The 18807-nt window shown below is 35.8% G+C and carries 20 protein-coding genes; 9 read left to right on the top strand and 11 right to left on the bottom strand.

Translation table 11 applies throughout. The features are described from left to right. Positions 1-120 precede the first annotated feature (120 nt). From ABJ955_RS03055 to ABJ955_RS03015, 9 genes are all read right to left on the bottom strand, one after another. Entirely contained in the window at positions 121-1023 is a 903-nt protein-coding gene (locus ABJ955_RS03055) for a GYDIA family GHMP kinase (RefSeq protein WP_347373132.1), read from the bottom strand. A 3-nt stretch (positions 1024-1026) separates the two neighbouring features. After that, a complete protein-coding gene (locus ABJ955_RS03050) occupies positions 1027-2340 on the bottom strand; it encodes a hydroxymethylglutaryl-CoA reductase, degradative (protein WP_347373131.1) in 1314 nt (437 codons plus the stop codon). A 74-nt stretch (positions 2341-2414) separates the two neighbouring features. Next, positions 2415-3173 (bottom strand): tryptophan synthase subunit alpha, encoded by a 759-nt coding sequence (gene trpA / locus ABJ955_RS03045; protein WP_347373130.1) that lies wholly within the window; start codon positions 3171-3173, stop codon positions 2415-2417. 61 nt (positions 3174-3234) lie between these two features. Further along, positions 3235-4419: a tryptophan synthase subunit beta gene (gene trpB, locus ABJ955_RS03040; RefSeq protein ID WP_347373129.1), complete on the bottom strand. Its 1185-nt coding sequence runs from the start codon at positions 4417-4419 to the stop codon at positions 3235-3237. Positions 4420-4504: 85 nt separating this feature from the next. After that, positions 4505-5116 (bottom strand): phosphoribosylanthranilate isomerase, encoded by a 612-nt coding sequence (locus tag ABJ955_RS03035; RefSeq protein ID WP_347373128.1) that lies wholly within the window; start codon positions 5114-5116, stop codon positions 4505-4507. A 26-nt stretch (positions 5117-5142) separates the two neighbouring features. Next, a complete protein-coding gene (gene trpC / locus ABJ955_RS03030; RefSeq protein ID WP_347373127.1) occupies positions 5143-5922 on the bottom strand; it encodes an indole-3-glycerol phosphate synthase TrpC in 780 nt (259 codons plus the stop codon). Between the two features lie 47 nt (positions 5923-5969). After that, on the bottom strand, positions 5970-6962 hold the full coding sequence (gene trpD, locus ABJ955_RS03025) for an anthranilate phosphoribosyltransferase (protein WP_347373126.1): 993 nt from the start codon (positions 6960-6962) through the stop codon (positions 5970-5972). 64 nt (positions 6963-7026) lie between these two features. Continuing rightward, positions 7027-7593: an aminodeoxychorismate/anthranilate synthase component II gene (locus ABJ955_RS03020; protein ID WP_347373125.1), complete on the bottom strand. Its 567-nt coding sequence runs from the start codon at positions 7591-7593 to the stop codon at positions 7027-7029. A 2-nt stretch (positions 7594-7595) separates the two neighbouring features. Then, positions 7596-8993, bottom strand: coding sequence for an anthranilate synthase component I family protein (locus ABJ955_RS03015; protein WP_347373124.1), 1398 nt, complete (start codon positions 8991-8993; stop codon positions 7596-7598). A 295-nt stretch (positions 8994-9288) separates the two neighbouring features. On the opposite strand from ABJ955_RS03015, the gene ABJ955_RS03010 reads away from it, so the two are divergent. From ABJ955_RS03010 to ABJ955_RS02985, 6 genes are all read left to right on the top strand, one after another. Then, on the top strand, positions 9289-9846 hold the full coding sequence (locus ABJ955_RS03010; RefSeq protein ID WP_347373123.1) for a redoxin domain-containing protein: 558 nt from the start codon (positions 9289-9291) through the stop codon (positions 9844-9846). A 13-nt stretch (positions 9847-9859) separates the two neighbouring features. After that, positions 9860-10555, top strand: a complete 696-nt coding sequence (locus ABJ955_RS03005) for a thioredoxin family protein (RefSeq protein ID WP_347373122.1) — start codon at positions 9860-9862, stop codon at positions 10553-10555. A gap of 100 nt (positions 10556-10655) precedes the next feature. Further along, entirely contained in the window at positions 10656-10967 is a 312-nt protein-coding gene (locus ABJ955_RS03000) for a rhodanese-like domain-containing protein (RefSeq protein ID WP_347373121.1), read from the top strand. A 7-nt stretch (positions 10968-10974) separates the two neighbouring features. Continuing rightward, positions 10975-11352 carry a rhodanese-like domain-containing protein gene (locus tag ABJ955_RS02995; protein ID WP_347373120.1) on the top strand — a complete coding sequence of 126 codons (378 nt, stop codon included), beginning with the start codon at positions 10975-10977 and terminating at the stop codon, positions 11350-11352. Between the two features lie 159 nt (positions 11353-11511). Then, a complete protein-coding gene (locus ABJ955_RS02990; RefSeq protein WP_347374354.1) occupies positions 11512-12414 on the top strand; it encodes an arginine deiminase-related protein in 903 nt (300 codons plus the stop codon). A 76-nt stretch (positions 12415-12490) separates the two neighbouring features. Continuing rightward, the gene (locus ABJ955_RS02985) at positions 12491-12691 is read left to right on the top strand and encodes a hypothetical protein (RefSeq protein WP_347373119.1); all 201 of its coding nucleotides are present in this window, start codon (positions 12491-12493) and stop codon (positions 12689-12691) included. 4 nt (positions 12692-12695) lie between these two features. Here ABJ955_RS02985 and ABJ955_RS02980 read toward each other — a convergent pair whose 3' ends face one another. After that, the gene (locus ABJ955_RS02980) at positions 12696-13319 is read right to left on the bottom strand and encodes a MarC family NAAT transporter (protein ID WP_347373118.1); all 624 of its coding nucleotides are present in this window, start codon (positions 13317-13319) and stop codon (positions 12696-12698) included. 198 nt (positions 13320-13517) lie between these two features. Between ABJ955_RS02980 and argS the strand changes: the two genes are divergently transcribed. Both argS and ABJ955_RS02970 read left to right on the top strand, forming a co-directional pair. Next, a complete protein-coding gene (argS, locus tag ABJ955_RS02975) occupies positions 13518-15293 on the top strand; it encodes an arginine--tRNA ligase (RefSeq protein WP_347373117.1) in 1776 nt (591 codons plus the stop codon). A gap of 270 nt (positions 15294-15563) precedes the next feature. After that, positions 15564-16517 (top strand): fasciclin domain-containing protein, encoded by a 954-nt coding sequence (locus ABJ955_RS02970; RefSeq protein WP_347373116.1) that lies wholly within the window; start codon positions 15564-15566, stop codon positions 16515-16517. A 67-nt stretch (positions 16518-16584) separates the two neighbouring features. On the opposite strand, the gene ABJ955_RS02965 is transcribed toward ABJ955_RS02970, so the two are convergent. Next, on the bottom strand, positions 16585-17211 hold the full coding sequence (locus tag ABJ955_RS02965) for a carbonic anhydrase (RefSeq protein WP_347373115.1): 627 nt from the start codon (positions 17209-17211) through the stop codon (positions 16585-16587). Between the two features lie 317 nt (positions 17212-17528). On the opposite strand from ABJ955_RS02965, the gene ABJ955_RS02960 reads away from it, so the two are divergent. Continuing rightward, positions 17529-18800, top strand: coding sequence for a DEAD/DEAH box helicase (locus tag ABJ955_RS02960; protein WP_347373114.1), 1272 nt, complete (start codon positions 17529-17531; stop codon positions 18798-18800). The last annotated feature ends 7 nt before the right edge of the window (positions 18801-18807 follow it).

Below are 18807 nucleotides of genomic sequence, written 5' to 3'. Positions count from 1 at the left end.
TTAAGAAAGTGATTTCTCAACCAGAAATACTTAAAGATATTTTAAAAAAGATGTAAGCCCTAGTTCCCCCGAAGCTTTTGTTTCGGGTTTTTTGTTTTTAAACAATTTATTTTAAACTGTTTAAAATATCATTTCCTTAAAAGGGATAATAGTTTCAAATCCTTTTTTCTTGAAATAATCCATATCAGAAGAGCTTCCAGTAACCAAAATAAAATCGCCCCCCCACGCACCCAAACTTTTAATTGTTTTAGGGTAATCTGTAAAAAGCTGTTTTTTAATTGTAGGAAGCTTTATAATTTCTGAAATAACTGCTTCGTGTGCGTCCATCAATTTTTCAAAATCTGAAAGCGTATAACAAAGTAAAAGTTTCTGGCTGATGTCTGAAATTCGTTGCTTGTCGTTTTCATTAACAGTTGCATTTCTATATCGTGAAATTCCTGCTTTACTGTCTTGCTTTTTATTTAAATGAACAAAGAATAAGGAATCGATAAAATCCCAAGGAAGGTGTGCTTTCCTAAAAGTTGGTGCTTTATTTTCTATAGAATATAAAATTGGATTGTTATTTTGTGCAGCTGCAATATCATAGCCACTGCCGCCAAAACTTTCTGTTAGTAGTGTAAAAGCGTCTACTTTTGCCCATTGCGCAATATTATTTATTAAAGTAGAAGAAGTGCCCAAGCCCCAATTTCTTGGAAAATCTAATTTTGTATTTACACTCACCCCTTTGTCTTCAGAAAGAAAATTTGGGTTTAAATTCCGTGCTGTTAAAAGAATTGTGCTTAGGGTTTTTGATATGGGATTAGCTGTGTTTTTTGGTGCTAAATTTTTTAAGTCATAAATAGCTTCAAACCAAACAGCTCCTTTATTATCTATGCTTTTCCATTGAATAGCTTCTATTTCTGAATCTAAAACTTCTAAAGACTGTCCGTATTTTGTTGGGATAGCCAAAGCCGTAGCACCATCTAGCACAAGGTATTCGCCTGTGAGCAATAATTTTCCGTTACTGTAAAACTTTTTTTTCAAATTTTATTTTCTTGTCTTTTCTAAAAACTCCACCACCGCACTATGCGAAACTGCCTGTTCGGTAAAATAACGTACAGCCTCGTTTTTCTCTTCCTTACTTGCTTGCAATTGATTCAAAATATTCATCAAATGCATTTTCATATGCCCCTTTTGAATTCCTGTAGTTACCAAAGAACGTACCGCGGCAAAGTTTTGAGCAAGCCCTGCAACTGCTAGAATTTTCATTAATTCCTTAGCGTTTGGTTTTTGAAGAATTTCAAAAGCTAGTTTTGTTAATGGGTGAAGCGATGTTAATCCGCCCACTGTGCCCACCGCCAATGGCACTTCAATCCAAAAAGTGAAACTATCGGCTTCAATTTTTGCATGCGTTAGGCTTCCGTAATAACTGTTCCGCGCTGCATAGGCGTGAACTCCAGCTTCTACTGCGCGAAAATCATTTCCAGTTGCCAAAACAACAGCATCAACTCCGTTCATAATGCCTTTATTGTGCGTTACGGCACGGCGTGTCTCGGTTTTAGCAATTTCTATAGCACGGACAAATTTTTCGGCAAATTGCTTTCCGTCGTACTGTTTTGTTGTTAACTCATCTAATTTACAACTCACCTCTGCCCGTACCAAACATTCAGGAACGTAATTAGAAAGTATACTCATTACCACTTCTGGATAGGTTTCTTTTTTCTGAAATAATTCAAAATCCTTGGCTTCTGTTTCAAATGTATGCGCAATTTGCTCCAAGCAACTATTTATAAAATTGGCGCCCATTGCGTCCAAAGTTTCAAAAGTGGCGTGAATGTAAAAATAGCCGTCCAAAATATGTGATTTATCCACCAACGAAAGGCCTAAAAGGCCGCCGCCACGTGCTTTCATATTTTTTTCTATGCTTTGAATGCTCTCTATTAGCTTCGGTTTTACTTCTTCAAAGAAAGCTTCCATATCTTTTTCACTTCCGAAGAAATTAAAGTGAATTTGTCCGTTTTTTTCCGTCGAAATTACTTCAGCTTTAAACCCGCCACGTTCCAACCAAAATTTTGCAGCATTACTAGCAGCAGCAACTACCGAACTTTCTTCGGTAACCATTGGCAAGGCATACATGCTATTGTTGATTAAAAAATTGGGAGCAATTCCAAAAGGTAAGTAATAATTAGAAAGTGTGTTTTCGATAAAATCGTCGTGAAGTTGTTGCACTGCCGCATCTTCATTCCAGTATTTGCGTAAGGTTTCAACTGCATTAGGGGTGTTTTGCAGGTAATTTGCTGCAAGCCATTCAATTTTTTCAGCTTTAGATTTTTTTGAAAATCCAGAAATGGGTTGGGTCATTTAAATAGGTAAAGATGAGTTGCAAAGATACTATTTCGGAATAGTTTCTTCGAAATCCTTTAAAAAGAAAAGTTTTATATTTTTTTTATAAAGTTCGAAATTCCATCGATGCCTTCTTTAGTAAGCATTTTTATAAAGGCGCTCCCAATAATTGCTCCTTTTGCGTATTTAGTAGCTTGCGTAAAAGTTTTCGTATTGTTTATTCCGAAGCCAACAATTTGTGGGGTTTTAAGATTAAGGGAAGCAATACGTTGAAAGTATGCTTCCTGAGCATCTCCAAAACCTAAAGAACTACCGGTAACACTAGCGCTGCTAACCATATAAATAAAACCATCGGAAGCAGAATCTATCTGACGAATTCGTTCTTCGGAAGTTTGTGGACTTATCAAAAAGATATTAATTAGGCCGTGTTTTTTGAATATTTCTGCGTAATGTTCTTCAAATTCTGCCAAAGGAAGATCGGGAAGTATTAATCCGTCAATCCCAATTTCTGCACATTTTTTACAGAAATTTTCTACTCCAAATTGTAGCATAGGGTTAAAATACCCCATCAGAATCAGAGGAATAGAAACCGTTTTTCGGATGTCATTTAAGTGTTGAAAGAGTAAATTTGTAGTCATCCCATTTTTCAAAGCAGTTTGTGAGCTTGCTTGAATAGTGGGGCCATCAGCCAACGGGTCGCTAAAAGGCAAACCAATTTCAACCATATCGACACCATTTTTTTCTAACTGCTGGATTATTTCAACCGTATCCTCAAGGTTTGGGTAACCTGCGGTGAAGTAGATAGAGCACAGTTTTTTATTTTCTGAAAGCTTTTGTTTAATTCTATTCATAGAAATTTCATTTTTTTCCACCTTTCATTTAGAATAAAGTGAGGCAGAATTGACTATTGGTTTAGCCTAGGTTAAAATATTTTATATACGTTTCCAAATCTTTATCGCCACGACCGCTTAAATTTACAACCACTATAGCATCCTCTTTAAACTTCCGCGTTTCAAAAATGGCTAAAGCGTGGCTGCTTTCAATTGCTGGAATAATACCTTCCAGTTTGCAAAGCTCTAGACCACTTTGCATTGCTTTAGCATCGGTTATTGAAATAAACTCGCCACGGCCGCTAGCAAAAAGATTGGCATGCATAGGGCCAACTCCTGGGTAATCCAAACCTGCGGAAATCGAGTAAGGCTCCGTGATTTGTCCGTCAGGAGTTTGCATCAACAATGTTTTGCTTCCGTGGATAATTCCAATTTTTCCCAAAGCAGAAGTAGCGGCGCTTTCCCCACTATCAATCCCTTTTCCTGCTGCTTCCACAGCAATAATTCCAACTTCTGGCTTATCTAAATAATGGTAAAAAGCACCAGCGGCATTACTGCCACCACCTACACAAGCCACAACAAAATCTGGGTTTTCGCGTCCTTCTTTTTCTTTAAGTTGCATTTTTATTTCTTCAGAAATTACACTTTGAAAACGTGCCACCATATCTGGATACGGATGTGGCCCAACCACACTACCTATAATATAATGAGTGTCTATAGGATTATTTATCCAATCGCGAATTGCTTCGTTTGTGGCGTCCTTCAGCGTTTTGCTTCCGCTAGTTGCGGGAACCACTTTTGCGCCCAACATTTTCATGCGGGCAACATTTGGTGCCTGCCGATCAATATCTATTTCACCCATAAAAACAATACACTCTAAACCCATTAAAGCGCAAACTGTGGCAGTTGCTACGCCGTGTTGCCCAGCGCCAGTTTCTGCTATAATTCGGGTTTTGCCCAAGCGTTTTGCCATTAATATTTGTCCAATCGTATTGTTTATTTTATGCGCGCCAGTGTGGCAAAGGTCTTCACGTTTTAGATAGATTTTTGTATTGTATTTTTCTGAAAGACGTTTGGCAAAATACAGTGGCGTTGGTCTGCCTACATAATCCTTTAAAAGTTGGCGAAATTCCTCTTGAAAGGATTCCTCGGTCATTACTTTTAAATAATTTTGACGGAGTTCTTCCACATTTGGGTAAAGCATTTCTGGAATATATGCCCCTCCAAACTCGCCGTAATAGCCTTTTTCGTTAACGTTGTAATTCATATTTATTAGTATTCTGTATTACATTAATTCTTTTTTTCAATAGTCTTACTTTTTTGAGTCTTGGCTCTTGAATCTTGGTTGTTTTTTATTTCTTTTCCCGCTCAGCAATAAATTTTTTTAGTGCCAAAATATCTTTCAGCCCTGGTTTATCTTCAAACTTGCTGTTTACATCTATCGCGTATATTGGAAGGTCGGTTTTTTGAATTTCTTTTAATGTTTCTATTTCTTCCAAACCAATTCCGCCACTTAAAATAAAAGGTTTTTGTGAAGAATATGCTTTTAGAAGTTCCCAATTGAAAACATACCCATTTCCGCCTTTTTCTTTGCCTTTTGTGTCGAAAAGAAAAGCATCTACTTTGTTTTCAAAAACGGCTAATTGGTTAAAATTAAAGTTGTCTGCTACACTAAAAACTTTCCAAATCAAGATATCGGGATGGCATAAAACAAGATTTCTTTGTAAATCGAGTACATATTCCTTGTCTTCATTTCCGTGAAGTTGAATTACATCTAAAGCGTGTTTTCTTGTTAATTCAATCACTTTTGAGATTTTTTCATCCACAAAAACACCAACTTTTTTAATAGCCGCTGGAAGTTTCGGAATTTCCTCTGCGTCATAAAACCGAGGGCTTTTTTTATAAAAAATAAACCCCAAATAATCCGGTTGAAGTGCAGCAACTTCAGCGATATTATGTTTCATCCCACAAATTTTAAGAACTGGTTTCATTATAATTTATGTATAAATTGCTTGGCAGATTCCCCTGGATTTTCAGTTTTCATAAAATTTTCACCAATTAAAAATCCTTCAAAACCGAATGATTTTAATTCTTTTATGGTTTCCACAGTACTAATTCCGCTTTCAGAAATTTTCACAAAATCCTTCGGAATCTCTTCGGAAAGCGATTTGCTGATGTCAATATTTACTTCAAAAGTTTTTAAATTTCTATTGTTAACTCCAATCATAGCCACATTGGGTACTACTGATTTTTGAAGTTCTTCAGCATTATGAACTTCTAATAAAACATCGAGCTTTAAACTTTTTGCTAAGTGGGAAAATTGTTTTAATTCTTCTGCGGACAGGTATGCAGCAATAAGCAAAATAGCGTCTGCGCCATAGGCTTTAGCCTCGTAAATTTGGTAGGGATCAACAATAAATTCCTTCCGAAGTATGGGGATTGAAACTGTTTTTTCGGCCAATACTAAATCATCCAAGGAACCGCCAAAAAAGTTGGTGTCTGTTAAAACTGAAATTCCACTTGCACCAGCATTTTCATACCCTAAAACAACTTCATCTAGCAAAACATTGGCGTTAATCACCGATTTACTTGGCGATCTACGTTTGTGTTCGGCTATGATTCCCGTTGTGGAAATACGTAATGCTTCAGCTAAAGATTTGGTTTCTTTTGAAAATAACGGAAATTTTTCAAGCAAACGAATAGGAATTGCTTCCTTTTTCACTGCGATTTCTTTGCGTTTATAGGCAGTTATTTTGTCTAAAATTGTCATTTGTAATTTGTTGTTAGATGTAAAATACACGCGATAAATAGGTGCTCTTACAGTGAGATTTTCTGCAATTGTTTTAATGAATTTAAGGCTTCGCCAGATTGTAGCGACTGTTTTGCTTTTTCAAAACCTTCTTTAATGGAACAATTATTAACTATGGAAATTGCCATTCCAGCATTTGCGCAAACCACATTGTTTTGAGCTTCGGTACCTTTCCCATTTAAAATATGTAGGAAAATGGCGGCAGAATCCTTTACGGTATTTCCGCCGAAAATTTCAGATTCTAAAATCTGTTTCACGCCAAAGTCTGTGGCATTTAGAATATTTTCAGTAGTTTTCGAAATTACTTTTACGGGACCAGTTAATGAAATTTCATCGTAGCCATCCATTGCGTGAAGCACGGCATAATTTTTTTCACTTTTTTGATAGAGATAGCCATACATTCGTGCAAGCTCCAAATTGAAAACACCAACCAATTGGTTCTTTGGAAACGCAGGATTTACCATTGGGCCAAGCATATTAAAAAATGTTTTAACACCTAATTCCTTGCGAATTGGCGCAACATTTTTCATAGCAGGGTGGAAAAGTGGGGCGTGCAAGACACAAATTCCAGCTTCGTCTAAACAACGTTTTAAAAAATCTTTTTTATTGCTGAATTTTATCCCTAAAGCTTCCATAACATTGCTGCTTCCGCTTATAGAAGAAACTCCGTAATTGCCGTGTTTAGTAACTTTAACGCCTGCACCCGCTGTTACAAATGATGCCAAGGTTGAAATATTGAAAGTGTTTTTGCCATCTCCTCCAGTACCACACAAATCTATGGTGTTGTATTCGCTAAAATCAATTGCTAAACAAAGGGCTAGCAAAGCATCCCGGAAGCCTTCTAGTTCTTCCAAACTCACGTTTCGCATCATATAGACCGTTAAAAATGCTGCAATCTGACTTTGATTGTATTTTCCTTCGGAAATATTTACCAAAACGCTTCGTGCTTCTTCTTTTGAAAGTTGCTCGTGATTTATTAATCTATTTAAAATTTGTTTCATTCTTTAATTTCAAGGATTTAAAAAAATAGGTGCCTAAAAACTGTCAATTGGGATTATTTTTTTTTCAACTTTCCACCCAGTTTTTAATAATTTTTTTCCCCATTGGTGTGAGCACGCTTTCTGGATGAAATTGGACGCCACAAACATCATAAAATTTATGGCGTAGCGACATAATGTGTCCGTTTTCATCCACAGCAGTGATTTGCAAAGCTTCAGGAAAATTTTCCTTTGAAACTACCCAGCTATGATACCGGCCTATCTCAATTTCTTTGTCAAGTCCTTTAAATAGAGGTTCGGAATCATCTATAATTGTTGCTTTGGTAGCAACCCCGTGAAAAACAGTACTCAAATTTTCCAATTTTCCACCAAAAACTTCACCGATGGCTTGTTGGCCGAGACAAACACCAAAAATGGGTTTTGAAGCAGCGTACTTTTGAATTACCTCTTTTAATAAACCTGCTTCATCGGGAATTCCTGGACCTGGAGAAAGTAGAATTTTGTCGTAATGTTCAACTTCTTCAATCAAAAACTTATTGTTTCGCTTTACGATTACTTCACAGTCCAATTCTTCTAAATAATGAACTAGATTGTATACAAAACTGTCGTAATTATCGATTACCAGTATTTTCATATTTAAATATTTTCAGCTAATTCTAGCGCTTTTGTTAGTGCGCCCAATTTGTTATAAACTTCTTGTAATTCGTTTTCTTCGTTGCTTTCTGAAACCACGCCAGCTCCTGCTTGGTAATGCAACGTATGGTTTTTACTCACAAATGAGCGAATGATAATGGCATGATTAAAGTTGCCGTTAAAGTCCATAAAACCAATTGCACCGCCGTAAAACTCGCGGCTTCTATTTTCATATTTTTCCAATAATTGAAGGGCTTTGTGTTTTGGTGCACCACTCAAAGTTCCAGCGGGAAATGTATCGGCAACTATTTGCATGGTTGAAGTTGCTGGATTTTTTGTGGCGGAAACCTTACTCACCAAATGTATTACGTGCGAGAAAAACTGAACCTCTCGATAGGTTTCTACTTTTACATTTGTTCCGTGGCGACTTAAATCGTTTCGCGCCAAATCAACAAGCATCACGTGTTCGCTGTTTTCCTTTTTATCTACGGAAAGTTTTTTAGCAAGTTCGGCATCTTGTTCGTCGTTTCCTGTGCGTTTAAAAGTACCAGCAATTGGGTGGATTTCTGCGCGATTTTCTTTTACAATTAGTTGCGCTTCTGGAGAACTGCCAAATATTTTAAAATTCCCATAGTCAAAATAAAAAAGATAAGGTGAAGGGTTTACACTGCGCAATGCGCGATAAACGTTAAATTCATCCCCTTTAAATTTTTGCGAAAACCGTTTGCTAGGAACAATTTGAAACACATCGCCACGCTGACAATGTTCTTTGCACTTTCGCACCAAGGCTTTAAAATCTGTATCGTTTAGGTTGGTGGTGCGCTTGCCTGTACGTTCAAAAGTGTATTCTGCGAAGCTTTTTGATTTTAAAACTTGTTCAATCTGTGGAATATTATTTTCGGTTTCAAACGTATGTGCGAAAATATATGCTTCGTTATTGAAATGATTTATAGCAATGATATTTTGATAAACCGCATAAAACAAGTCGGGCATTTCAAGGTTTTCTTCTTTTTTTGTAAGTTTAATGTCTTCAAAATACCGAACCGCATCAAAAGCCATAAAGCCGAAAAGACCATTGTTTATAAATTTAAAATTACTTGTTTCTGAAGTAAAAGATGCTGCAAATGCATCTAAGATGCTTGGAACATTGGTGGTCTTAGAAATAGTAGTTTTCAGGTTTTTTCCATCAGGAAAAGTTTGAAAAATAGTTTCCTTTTCAAGCTTTATTGACGCAATTGGATTAAAACAGATGTAGCTAAAACTATTATCGTTTGCGTGATAGTCGCTGCTTTCAAGCAAAAGACTGTTCGGAAATTTATCACGAAGCCGCAAATACACAGATACCGGCGTGAGTGTATCTGCCAATAATTTTTTTGAATATGTTTTTAAGGTGTATTTCATTTTTAATATGCTTGAAATTTTAATGCAAAAAAAAAGGCTTGTCGTGATTGACAAGCCTTTTTGTATATTTTATACTATAGGTGTACTGCTCACGATTCTTTGCGTAAGTTTTTCCACCACCAAGTATTTACTGTAAATGTGTTCATAGTTTCGGGGTCAAATATATAATTTTTTTATTAATAAGATTTTATTTGAAGAAAACTTTATGAAGTTGAAATAGCCAAAGTGTATTTTTTTCATATTAAGGATACGTTAATTTCGAATTTAACTACATTGATTTTCATATTTTTGGCGGATGAAATTACTTCAAATTTTAATGCTCGCTTTAATTTTTCAAGGATGTGGAGAAATAAAATCAGATGCAAAAACGAATGAACCTTTTTCGGATGTTGCAATAACTGATAAACTTCAAAATATTGAAAATAATTCAGTTGTTGAAATTGTTTCTTTAAATTTTGAAGAACTGGAAACGAAATATTTTCAGAAAGAAACAGACACTACCTATGTTATAAATTTCTGGGCAACTTGGTGTAAACCTTGTGTGGAAGAACTCCCTGCTTTTGAAAAAATAGCTTCAAATTATTCGGATGAAAAAGTAAAAGTACTTTTGGTAAGCCTTGATTTTCCTACTAAAATAGAGAGCCAAGTAATTCCGTTTATAAAGAAAAACAATATTACATCTGAAGTTGTTTTGCTAGACGATGCAGCTGCGAATAGTTGGATTCCGAAGGTTTCTACAGTATGGAGTGGTGCGATTCCGGCGACAGTTATTTATAAAAAAGGCAATCGAAATTTTTACGAGCAATCATTTACATTTAAAGAACTTGAAACGGAATTAAAAACTTATTTATAAAAACAATTAAACTATGAAAACAAAAAATATAGTAGCGAGTATAGCTTTAGCAACAGTAATTGGCTTAACATTAAACAGTTGTAAAAATGAAGTTACTGATAAAAGTGAGGAAGTTGCCGTAAATGATACAGAACAAGCTGTTTTTACTGAAATAGAAAGTGAAAAGGCTACAAAAGGCTATTCAATTGGTGATGAAGCTACAGATTTTAAACTGAAAGATGTAAACGGAAAAATGGTTTCTCTATCAGATTACAACGACGCCAAAGGCTATATTGTTATTTTTACCTGTAATACCTGTCCATATGCTGTTGCAAGTGAGCAACGAATGGTTGCCCTAGATAATGAATTTAAATCTCAAGGCTATCCAGTAATTGCAATAAACCCGAACAATCCTAAAGTTCAGCCCGATGATACTTTTGAGCTAATGCAAGAAAAAGCAAAGGAAGCTGGGTTTACATTCCCATATTTATATGATGAAAGTCAAACTATTTATGCAAAATATGGCGCTGCAAAAACACCTCATGTATATTTATTACAGAAAGAAGCAGGAAAAAATATTGTAAAATACATTGGCGCAATTGATGATAATGTGCGCGATGGTTCTGCTGTTAAAGACCGTTTTTTGGCAAATGCTGTTAATGAGTTGTTAGCTGGAAAAGAAGTTTCGGTAAAAGAAACCAAAGCAATAGGCTGCTCTGTAAAACAATAACGAATACTAATTATAGATTTTAAAACCGAAAGCATTTTGTTTTCGGTTTTTTTATTCTTTAATCCTACGCATTTACTATTTTTACTGAAAAATTTAAACAATGGCAGATTTATCACAAGAAGAATGGAGCAATCAATTGGCTAATGATGACAAAGCAGTTATCCTAGACGTTCGTACCGACGCTGAATTTGAAGAAGGACATATACCTGGAGCAGTCCAAATGGATATTTATAATGGTGCTGAATTTCTTCAAAGCGCTAAAGAGTTGGATGCAGAAAAAAACTATTATGTATATTGTCGTTCTGGCGGTAGAAGTGCCCAAGCATGTATGTTGCTAAATTCAGTTGGAGTTAAAACAGCGTATAATTTACTTGGAGGTTTCTCTGAATGGGAAGGCGAAACCGCAAATTAATTAATTCATGAAAAAAGCAGGAATACTTGTTGCACTTATAACAGTACTTTTTTTTACGGCTTGTCAAGATAAGAGTGTTGCACAGGAAATTCATCTTGTGTCGCCCCAGGAATTTCAAGAAGCCATTATTAGTAAAAAAGTACAGCTGGTTGACGTTAGAACACCTTCTGAATTTGAAGCTGGACATTTTGAAAACGCAATCAATATTAATATTGCTGAAACCTATTTTATCACTGAAGTAGAAAAATTGAATTTGGAAACCCCCATATTTATTTACTGCCAAAGTGGAAAACGTAGCGCAAAAGCAGCACTAATATTAAAAGATGTAGGTTTTAAAGAAATTTACGACCTAAAAGGTGGTTACCAAAGCAGAATACAAGAATAGTTTTTAATTACATATTGAGTTAATGAAATTTCATCGTAATGATGATTTTTTCTTTTTTATAACATTTCTGATTTAAAAGTAATTTCAGCATAGAATTCTTTTAAATTTGCAGCCTAAAATTTCTTCAAATTGGCAAAACAAATTACAGATACAATCATAATGATTCGCCCAGTAGCGTTCCGAATGAACGAGCAAACGGCGGTTAATAATTTTTTTCAAGAAGACCTTGCGCTTAAAAATGCTGAAATTAATACCAAAGCACAAAATGAGTTTGATGCTTTTGTTGAAAAATTACGTGCTGTTGGCATTACTGTAATTGTGGAAAATGATGATTTACGAATGGATACTCCAGATTCTATTTTCCCAAATAACTGGATAAGTTTTCATGCAAATGGCGATATAGGTTTATACCCAATGTTTGCTGAAAACCGCCGTCGCGAAAGGCGTGAAGAGGTTTTAATTAGATTGGAAAAGGAAGGTTTTATCATCAATAATGTGTACGATTATACTCCAGCAGAAGACGAAGGTGTTTTTTTGGAAGGTACCGGAAGCCTTTTATTAGATCGTGTAAACCAAAAAGCATACTGTGCCTTGTCGGCCCGTGCGGATGAAGAGCTGCTGATTGAGTTCTGTGAGGATTTTGAGTATTTGCCAGTTGTTTTTACGGCCAATCAAACTGTGGATGGTAAACGAATGCCTATTTATCATACAAATGTGATGATGTGTCTTGCAGAAAAATTCTGTGTAATCTGTCTGGATGCTATAGATGATGCTTCCGAAAAGAAAAATGTAGTACAACATCTTAAAAAAGATGGAAAAGAAATTATAAAAATCACGGAGGAGCAAATGCATCATTTTGCAGGCAATATGCTTCAACTACAAGGAAAAGACACTAAATATTTGGTTATGAGTGCTGCTGCCCATGCTGTTTTAACCAAAGAACAAATAACTGCAATTGAAAAACATTGTGAAATTTTAAGTAGCGACCTTACAACTATTGAAACCTGTGGCGGCGGAAGTGCACGTTGTATGATGGCTGAAGTTTTTCTTCCAAAGGAATAGTTTTGTAATGATTTAATAAATGTACTACAGCCATTGTTTTTAGTATCTTTAGTTTTTCAATTGAATAAATTTAGCCATGAAAATCCTTAAAGTTGTCCTGCTTATTGTTGGCATCGCACTAATAGTCTATGGCTTTTACAGTGCTTTTATGCCTCAAAAAATCCCTAATGAAGAAGTGTTTGTAGTGGTTGAAGGGTTAACAAACCAAACCTTAGGCATGATTGGTATTGGAATTTTGGCACTAATTGCTGGTGTTTTATTAAAAAATCGCAGCTAATTTATTAAATCTTAAAGATTGAAATAACAGCTGCACTAATATATTCTACACCGATCGAGATTACGATAAATCCTACAATTCTAGAAATCGCATTTATACCAGAAGCACCTAAAAATTTACTTATATAATGAGAACTTCTTAAAATTATATACGTTGCTAAACCAACTGCCAAAACCGCTAAGACAACCCATAAAATAGCACTCCATTTTTGATATTCTTGATTAAAAGTAATCAATAACGAGATGGATCCTGGCCCAGCAAGCATGGGAATTGCAAGGGGTGTTAATGAGAATTTTTCACGTTTATCCAAGTCTTTCTGCACCTTTTTGTTTTTCATTCCTTTGTGTTTTGAAAAAGTTCCCGTTAAAAGTGCAAAACCTGAAGTAACAATTATCATTCCGCCAGCTATTCGTAAAGCGTTTAAGCTTATGCCGAAGAAAGCTAATAAATAGGTGCCCGCAAAGAAAGAAATGATTAAGATTACAACCACATTTAGGGTTGTTAAAAAAGAAGTCTTGTTGCGTTCAGAAATGCTTTCATCACTCGTTAATCCTACAAATACAGGGACCGTGCCCAACGGGTTTATAACCGAAAAAAGTGCTGCAAATACATATAAAAATATATCCATTGTTTTTTCGGCAAAGGACGTTTGGTTTTTAGACTTGAAGATTACCAAATCATTAAATGAAGGTTATTAGATGGCACTTAAAATTTCAAAAAGGGAACATTAAATTCCGAGTTCAAAAGGGTATCTTTGCACTTTTACTACGGAAAACTGTGTTTATCCGTACTTTAATTTCTTAGATTTAATATCGTATTGCTACCTATGACACTTCAACAAACACTAGAAAACCAAATAAAAACTGCTGTCGAAAAACTGTACGGCGCAAAACTTGAAAACGTTGAATTGCAACCAACCCGTAAAGATTTTGAGGGCGATATTACTGCAGTAGTGTTTCCTATGCTACGCGTTGTGAAGGGAAACCCTGTGCAGATTGGTGAAGCTATTGGTAATTATTTAGTTTCAACAGTTTCAGAAATTGAAAAATTTAATGTGGTTCAGGGTTTTTTGAATATCGTTTTAAGTGACACCTATTATTTAAATTTCTTTAATTCAATTACAGATTTTTCTTCCTTCGGAAAAGGGCAAGAAAACGGAAAAGCGGTGATGGTGGAATATTCTTCACCAAACACAAATAAACCGTTGCATTTGGGGCACGTTCGGAATGTTTTATTAGGTTATTCTGTTGCTGAAATAGAAAAAGCTGCTGGGAAAAAGGTGTATAAAACACAAATTATAAATGACCGTGGAATTCATATTTGCAAAAGTATGCTTGCATGGGAAAAATTCGGAAATGGTGAAACACCAGAATCAACCAATTTAAAAGGTGATAAACTGGTTGGAAATTATTACGTAAAATTTGACCAAGAATACAAAAAAGAAATTGAAGCCTTAAAAGCACAAGGAAAGACGGAAGAAGAAGCAAAGACGCAAGCGCCACTTATACTCGAAGCACAACAAATGCTTAGAAAATGGGAAGCGGGCGATGCGGAAACCGTAGCGCTTTGGACTAAGATGAATGGCTGGGTTTATAAAGGTTTTGAGGAAACGTATAAATCTATTGGTGTAGATTTCGATTTTTATTATTACGAGAGCAATACCTATTTACTTGGGAAAGATATTATTGAAGAAGGCATAAAAAAGAATGTTTTCTTTACAAAAGAAGACGGCTCTGTTTGGTGCGATTTAACCGAGGATGGGCTTGATGAAAAGCTTGTTTTACGAAGTGATGGCACCGCGGTTTATATGACCCAAGATATTGGTACCGCTGTGCAACGTGTAAAAGATCATCAAGATGTTGGCGGAATGATTTATACCGTTGGGAACGAACAGGATTATCATTTTAAAGTACTGTTTTTAATTCTAAAAAAACTTGGTTATAGCTGGGCAGAAAACCTGTTTCATTTAAGTTATGGCATGGTTGATCTTCCTTCTGGGAAAATGAAAAGCCGTGAAGGTACTGTTGTTGATGCGGATGATTTAATAGCACAAATGGCTGAAACAGCCCGAACTATTTCGGAAGAATTAGGGAAAATTGATGACTTTTCAGAAGCAGAGAAAGAACAATTGTACAGAACAATAGGCTTAGGAGCCCTTAAATATTATATTTTGAAGGTTGACCCTAAGAAAAGAATTCTTTTCAATCCTGAAGAAAGCGTAGATTTTCAAGGAAACACCGGGCCATTTATTCAATATACCTATGCACGAATTCAATCTATTTTACGAAAAGCTGGGAATGTTTCTACAGAACATGACCTGAGCCTAGTAGAAATACAACCTAAGGAAAAAGAGCTTATTAAAATTATTCAACAATTTCCTGATACCATTCAGTTAGCTGCCGAAAATTATAGTCCAGCGCTACTTGCAAATTATACGTATGATTTGGTTAAGGAGTTTAATAGCTTCTATCAAAATGTACCTATTCTAGCTACAGATAATGAAGCTGAAAAAGCATTTCGTGTAAAACTTTCAGGAGCAGTTGCTGCGGTTATAAAAAGTGCTTTTGCCCTGTTGGGAATTGATGTCCCAGAGCGAATGTAGTTTTTGTTTATTTTTAAAATACTTTAAGCTTCCTTATTTTAAGATCTTACATATCAAAGCATTGTTATATCACTTTCACAATGTTTTGATGTTTTTATAGGCAGAGAAAATAAATTTATATTAATGCGCGTATTTATTTGTTTTTCAAGTTTTTATCTGTGATTTTTTATTTTGTTTAATTTTTTAGTCAAAAGCTTAAACAAAAGTTAAAGTGCTTTTTATCAGTTGTTTGTTTAGGTAGTTTTGTGCTACAACATAAACTTAGAAAACATGAAAAACCTATTAAAAACCTCACTAATTGTCTTTATTGCTTTAGGAGTTGTCTCTTGTAGTAATGATGACGATTCAAATTCTGAACCACAATCCAATACTATTTCAGATTTTGTAGCTTCTAATGAAGACTACTCATCTTTAAAAACAGCTTTAGATAAAGCTGGGCTTACCGAAACACTTGCTGGTGAAGGAAGCTTTACGGTATTTGCTCCAAACAACGCTGCCTTTTCAACTTTTTTAGCTGCAAATGGATTTGCTGATTTAGACGAAGTGCCCACAGCTTTGCTTACTAATGTATTATTAAATCACGTAATAGTTGGAGTAAATATGGCAAGTGACTTTACAACAGGCTATATTAATACACTTGCAACTGAAACTTCTGCTGCTGCATATTTAAGTATATATGTAAATACCTCATCAGGACTAAAATTAAATGGTATTTCTAGTGTAACGAATGCCGATGTAGAGAGGGATAACGGAGTAATTCATGCAGTAAATAGCGTTCTTGGTTTACCAACTGTAGTAACTTTTGCAACTGCAGATCCAACATTTACAACCTTAGTTGCAGCTTTAACTAGAGATGATCAGCCAGATTATGTTACTGTGCTTTCAACTTCAGGAAGTAATCCAGCTCCGTTTACTGTTTTTGCACCTACTAATGATGCATTTTCAGATTTGTTGTTAGAATTAGGGGTGAGTAGTTTAGATGATATTGATAGTCAGACACTAACTGCAACTTTAAATACACATGTAATAGCAGGCGCTAATGTTCGTGCAGAAAATTTAGTATCAGGCCCAGTAAATACGTTAGGTGATACTATTGAAGTAGATGCAACAAATGCAACTCTTACAGATCCAAATGGACGAATTAGTACTATTATTGTGGTAAATGTTCAAGCGGCAAACGGGGTTGTGCATGTTATAGATAAAGTTTTACTCCCTCTATTGTAAGATTCAATTTTTTCACATTATTTAAAAATGCTACAATCATTATGTTTGTAGCATTTTTTTAAGCTTTTTAATCAAGATGATAAATTTCCATAATGTCTTTAAGTACTTTATCGAAATCTATTTTTAAATCAATAAGTTTTCCCGTTGCCATATCCATCACCCAGCCATGAACGGTTATGTTTCTGTTTCGATATGCAATCTGAACATCGGCAGTTTTTATAACATTTACACATTGTTCCTGTACGTTTAGTTCAACCAACCTACGGTATTTTTGCGCTTCATCTGCAATAGCATTTAATTCGTCGTTATGCAACCTATACACATCGCGGATGTTGCGAAGCCAAGGATTTAGAATACCCAAATCTTCACTTTGCATAGCAGCTTTTACACCTCCACAACCATAATGACCGCAGATAATTATATGGTTTACTTTTAGATGGCTTACAGCATAATTAATAACACTCATTGCGCTGAGGTCTAGGTTTGAAACCATGTTTGCAATATTGCGCAATATAAATGCTTCCCCAGGTTTGGCGCCCATAATCTCTTCGGCGGTTACACGGCTGTCGCTACAGCCTATGTAGAGTACTTCTGGAGCTTGCCCTTCAGATAAGTTTTTGAAATAATCTGGGTCAACACCTAGCTTTTCATTCACCCAGGCTTGATTGTTTTTAAATATTTGATCTATGTTCATGATTGTTTCTGATGAAGAATTTCAGACCTTAAAGATAAGCAATGTTAAGAAACTACTTGCTGTGAAAATTTTTAAGGTCGCTCTAAAATGATTTCATTTTAACAATAATCTCCCCGGGCAGAAAATAAACCGTACCTTCGCCGCTTATTAAAACCGTCTTCTTAGTTTTAATGGTTTTTAAAAAAGGACCGAATTCTAAAAGCGCCGCGATAAACTATCTCCAAGCGCAGCGGTCTAAAAAAAATACAAAGCGTACGTTTTGAGTTTCTAAAAATTGAACAACTCAAAGGCACAGCGCTTTAACAAGCTAGAAAAATATGTCATTTAAATCACTCGGGCTATCTGACGCCCTGCTGAAAGCAATCAGCAAAAAAGGATATGAAACACCTTCGGTAATTCAACAAAAAGCAATTCCATTAGTATTAGAACGAAAAGATCTTTTGGCTTCTGCACAGACTGGAAGTGGAAAAACAGCAGGTTTTGCCTTGCCAATGTTACAAATATTAAGCAGTCAAGCCCCTTTGCGCCAACGCCCTGTACGAGCATTAATACTTACGCCAACGCGTGAGCTTGCCGCTCAGGTACAAGATGAGTTTAAAGAATATAGCGAATATACCGATTTGCGTTCCACCGTTATTTTTGGTGGTGTAGGCGCAAACCCGCAAATTCGGGCACTTAGAAACGGAGTGGATATTTTGGTGGCAACCCCAGGAAGGTTGTTAGACCTGCACGACCAACGCGCTCTTTCCCTTTCTAAAGTAGAAATACTTGTGCTGGATGAAGCAGATAGAATGCTCGATATGGGTTTTCTACGTGATATTAAAAAAATATTAGCGCTTTTACCTTCAAAAAGACAAAACTTACTTTTTTCAGCAACTTTTTCAAAGGAAATAAAAAGACTGGCGAACGACTTTCTGCACCATCCCGTTATGGTAGAAGCCACGCCAGAGAATACTACGGTTGAAAAAATAGACCAAACAGTTTATAGGGTTGATAAAGCACTAAAAACGGACTTAATCATTAAGCTTATTTCGGATGGAAACTGGAAACAGGTTTTGGTTTTTACACGAACCAAACACGGTGCCAATCGTTTGAGTGAAAAACTTGAAAAGGCTAAAATTACTTCTGCAGCAATTCATGGTAATAAAAGTCAGGGTGCACGTACAAGAGCCTTGTCTGGGTTTAAGGAAGGAAAAGTTCGGGTTTTGGTAGCAACAGATATTGCTGCTCGTGGGCTCGATATTCCTTTGTTGCCGCACGTTATTAATTATGAACTTCCAAATATTTCGGAAGATTATGTGCATAGAATAGGCCGAACGGGTAGGGCAGGAGCCAGTGGGGAAGCCCTTTCATTAGTGAGTCTTGATGAGGTTGGCTATTTAAAAGATATTGAAAAACTGATTGGCGAACGCCTTGACGCTAGAACACTTCCAGATTTTCAGCCTACCGAAACTATGGCCGATGTAAAAGCTGCCGAAGCAGAAAAGAAACAACAAAAAGCACAACGCCATAGCCGTGGAAGGAATGCTGGAAATAAAGCAAATACACAACCAAAATCTCGGAATAACAAAAGTAGAGGTAGAAGGTAGTCTCTTC

The sequence above is a fragment of the Aequorivita sp. Q41 genome (genome assembly GCF_039831855.1).
Taxonomy (GTDB): domain Bacteria; phylum Bacteroidota; class Bacteroidia; order Flavobacteriales; family Flavobacteriaceae; genus Aequorivita.
This window is presented reverse-complemented; position numbering and strand designations above follow the sequence as displayed.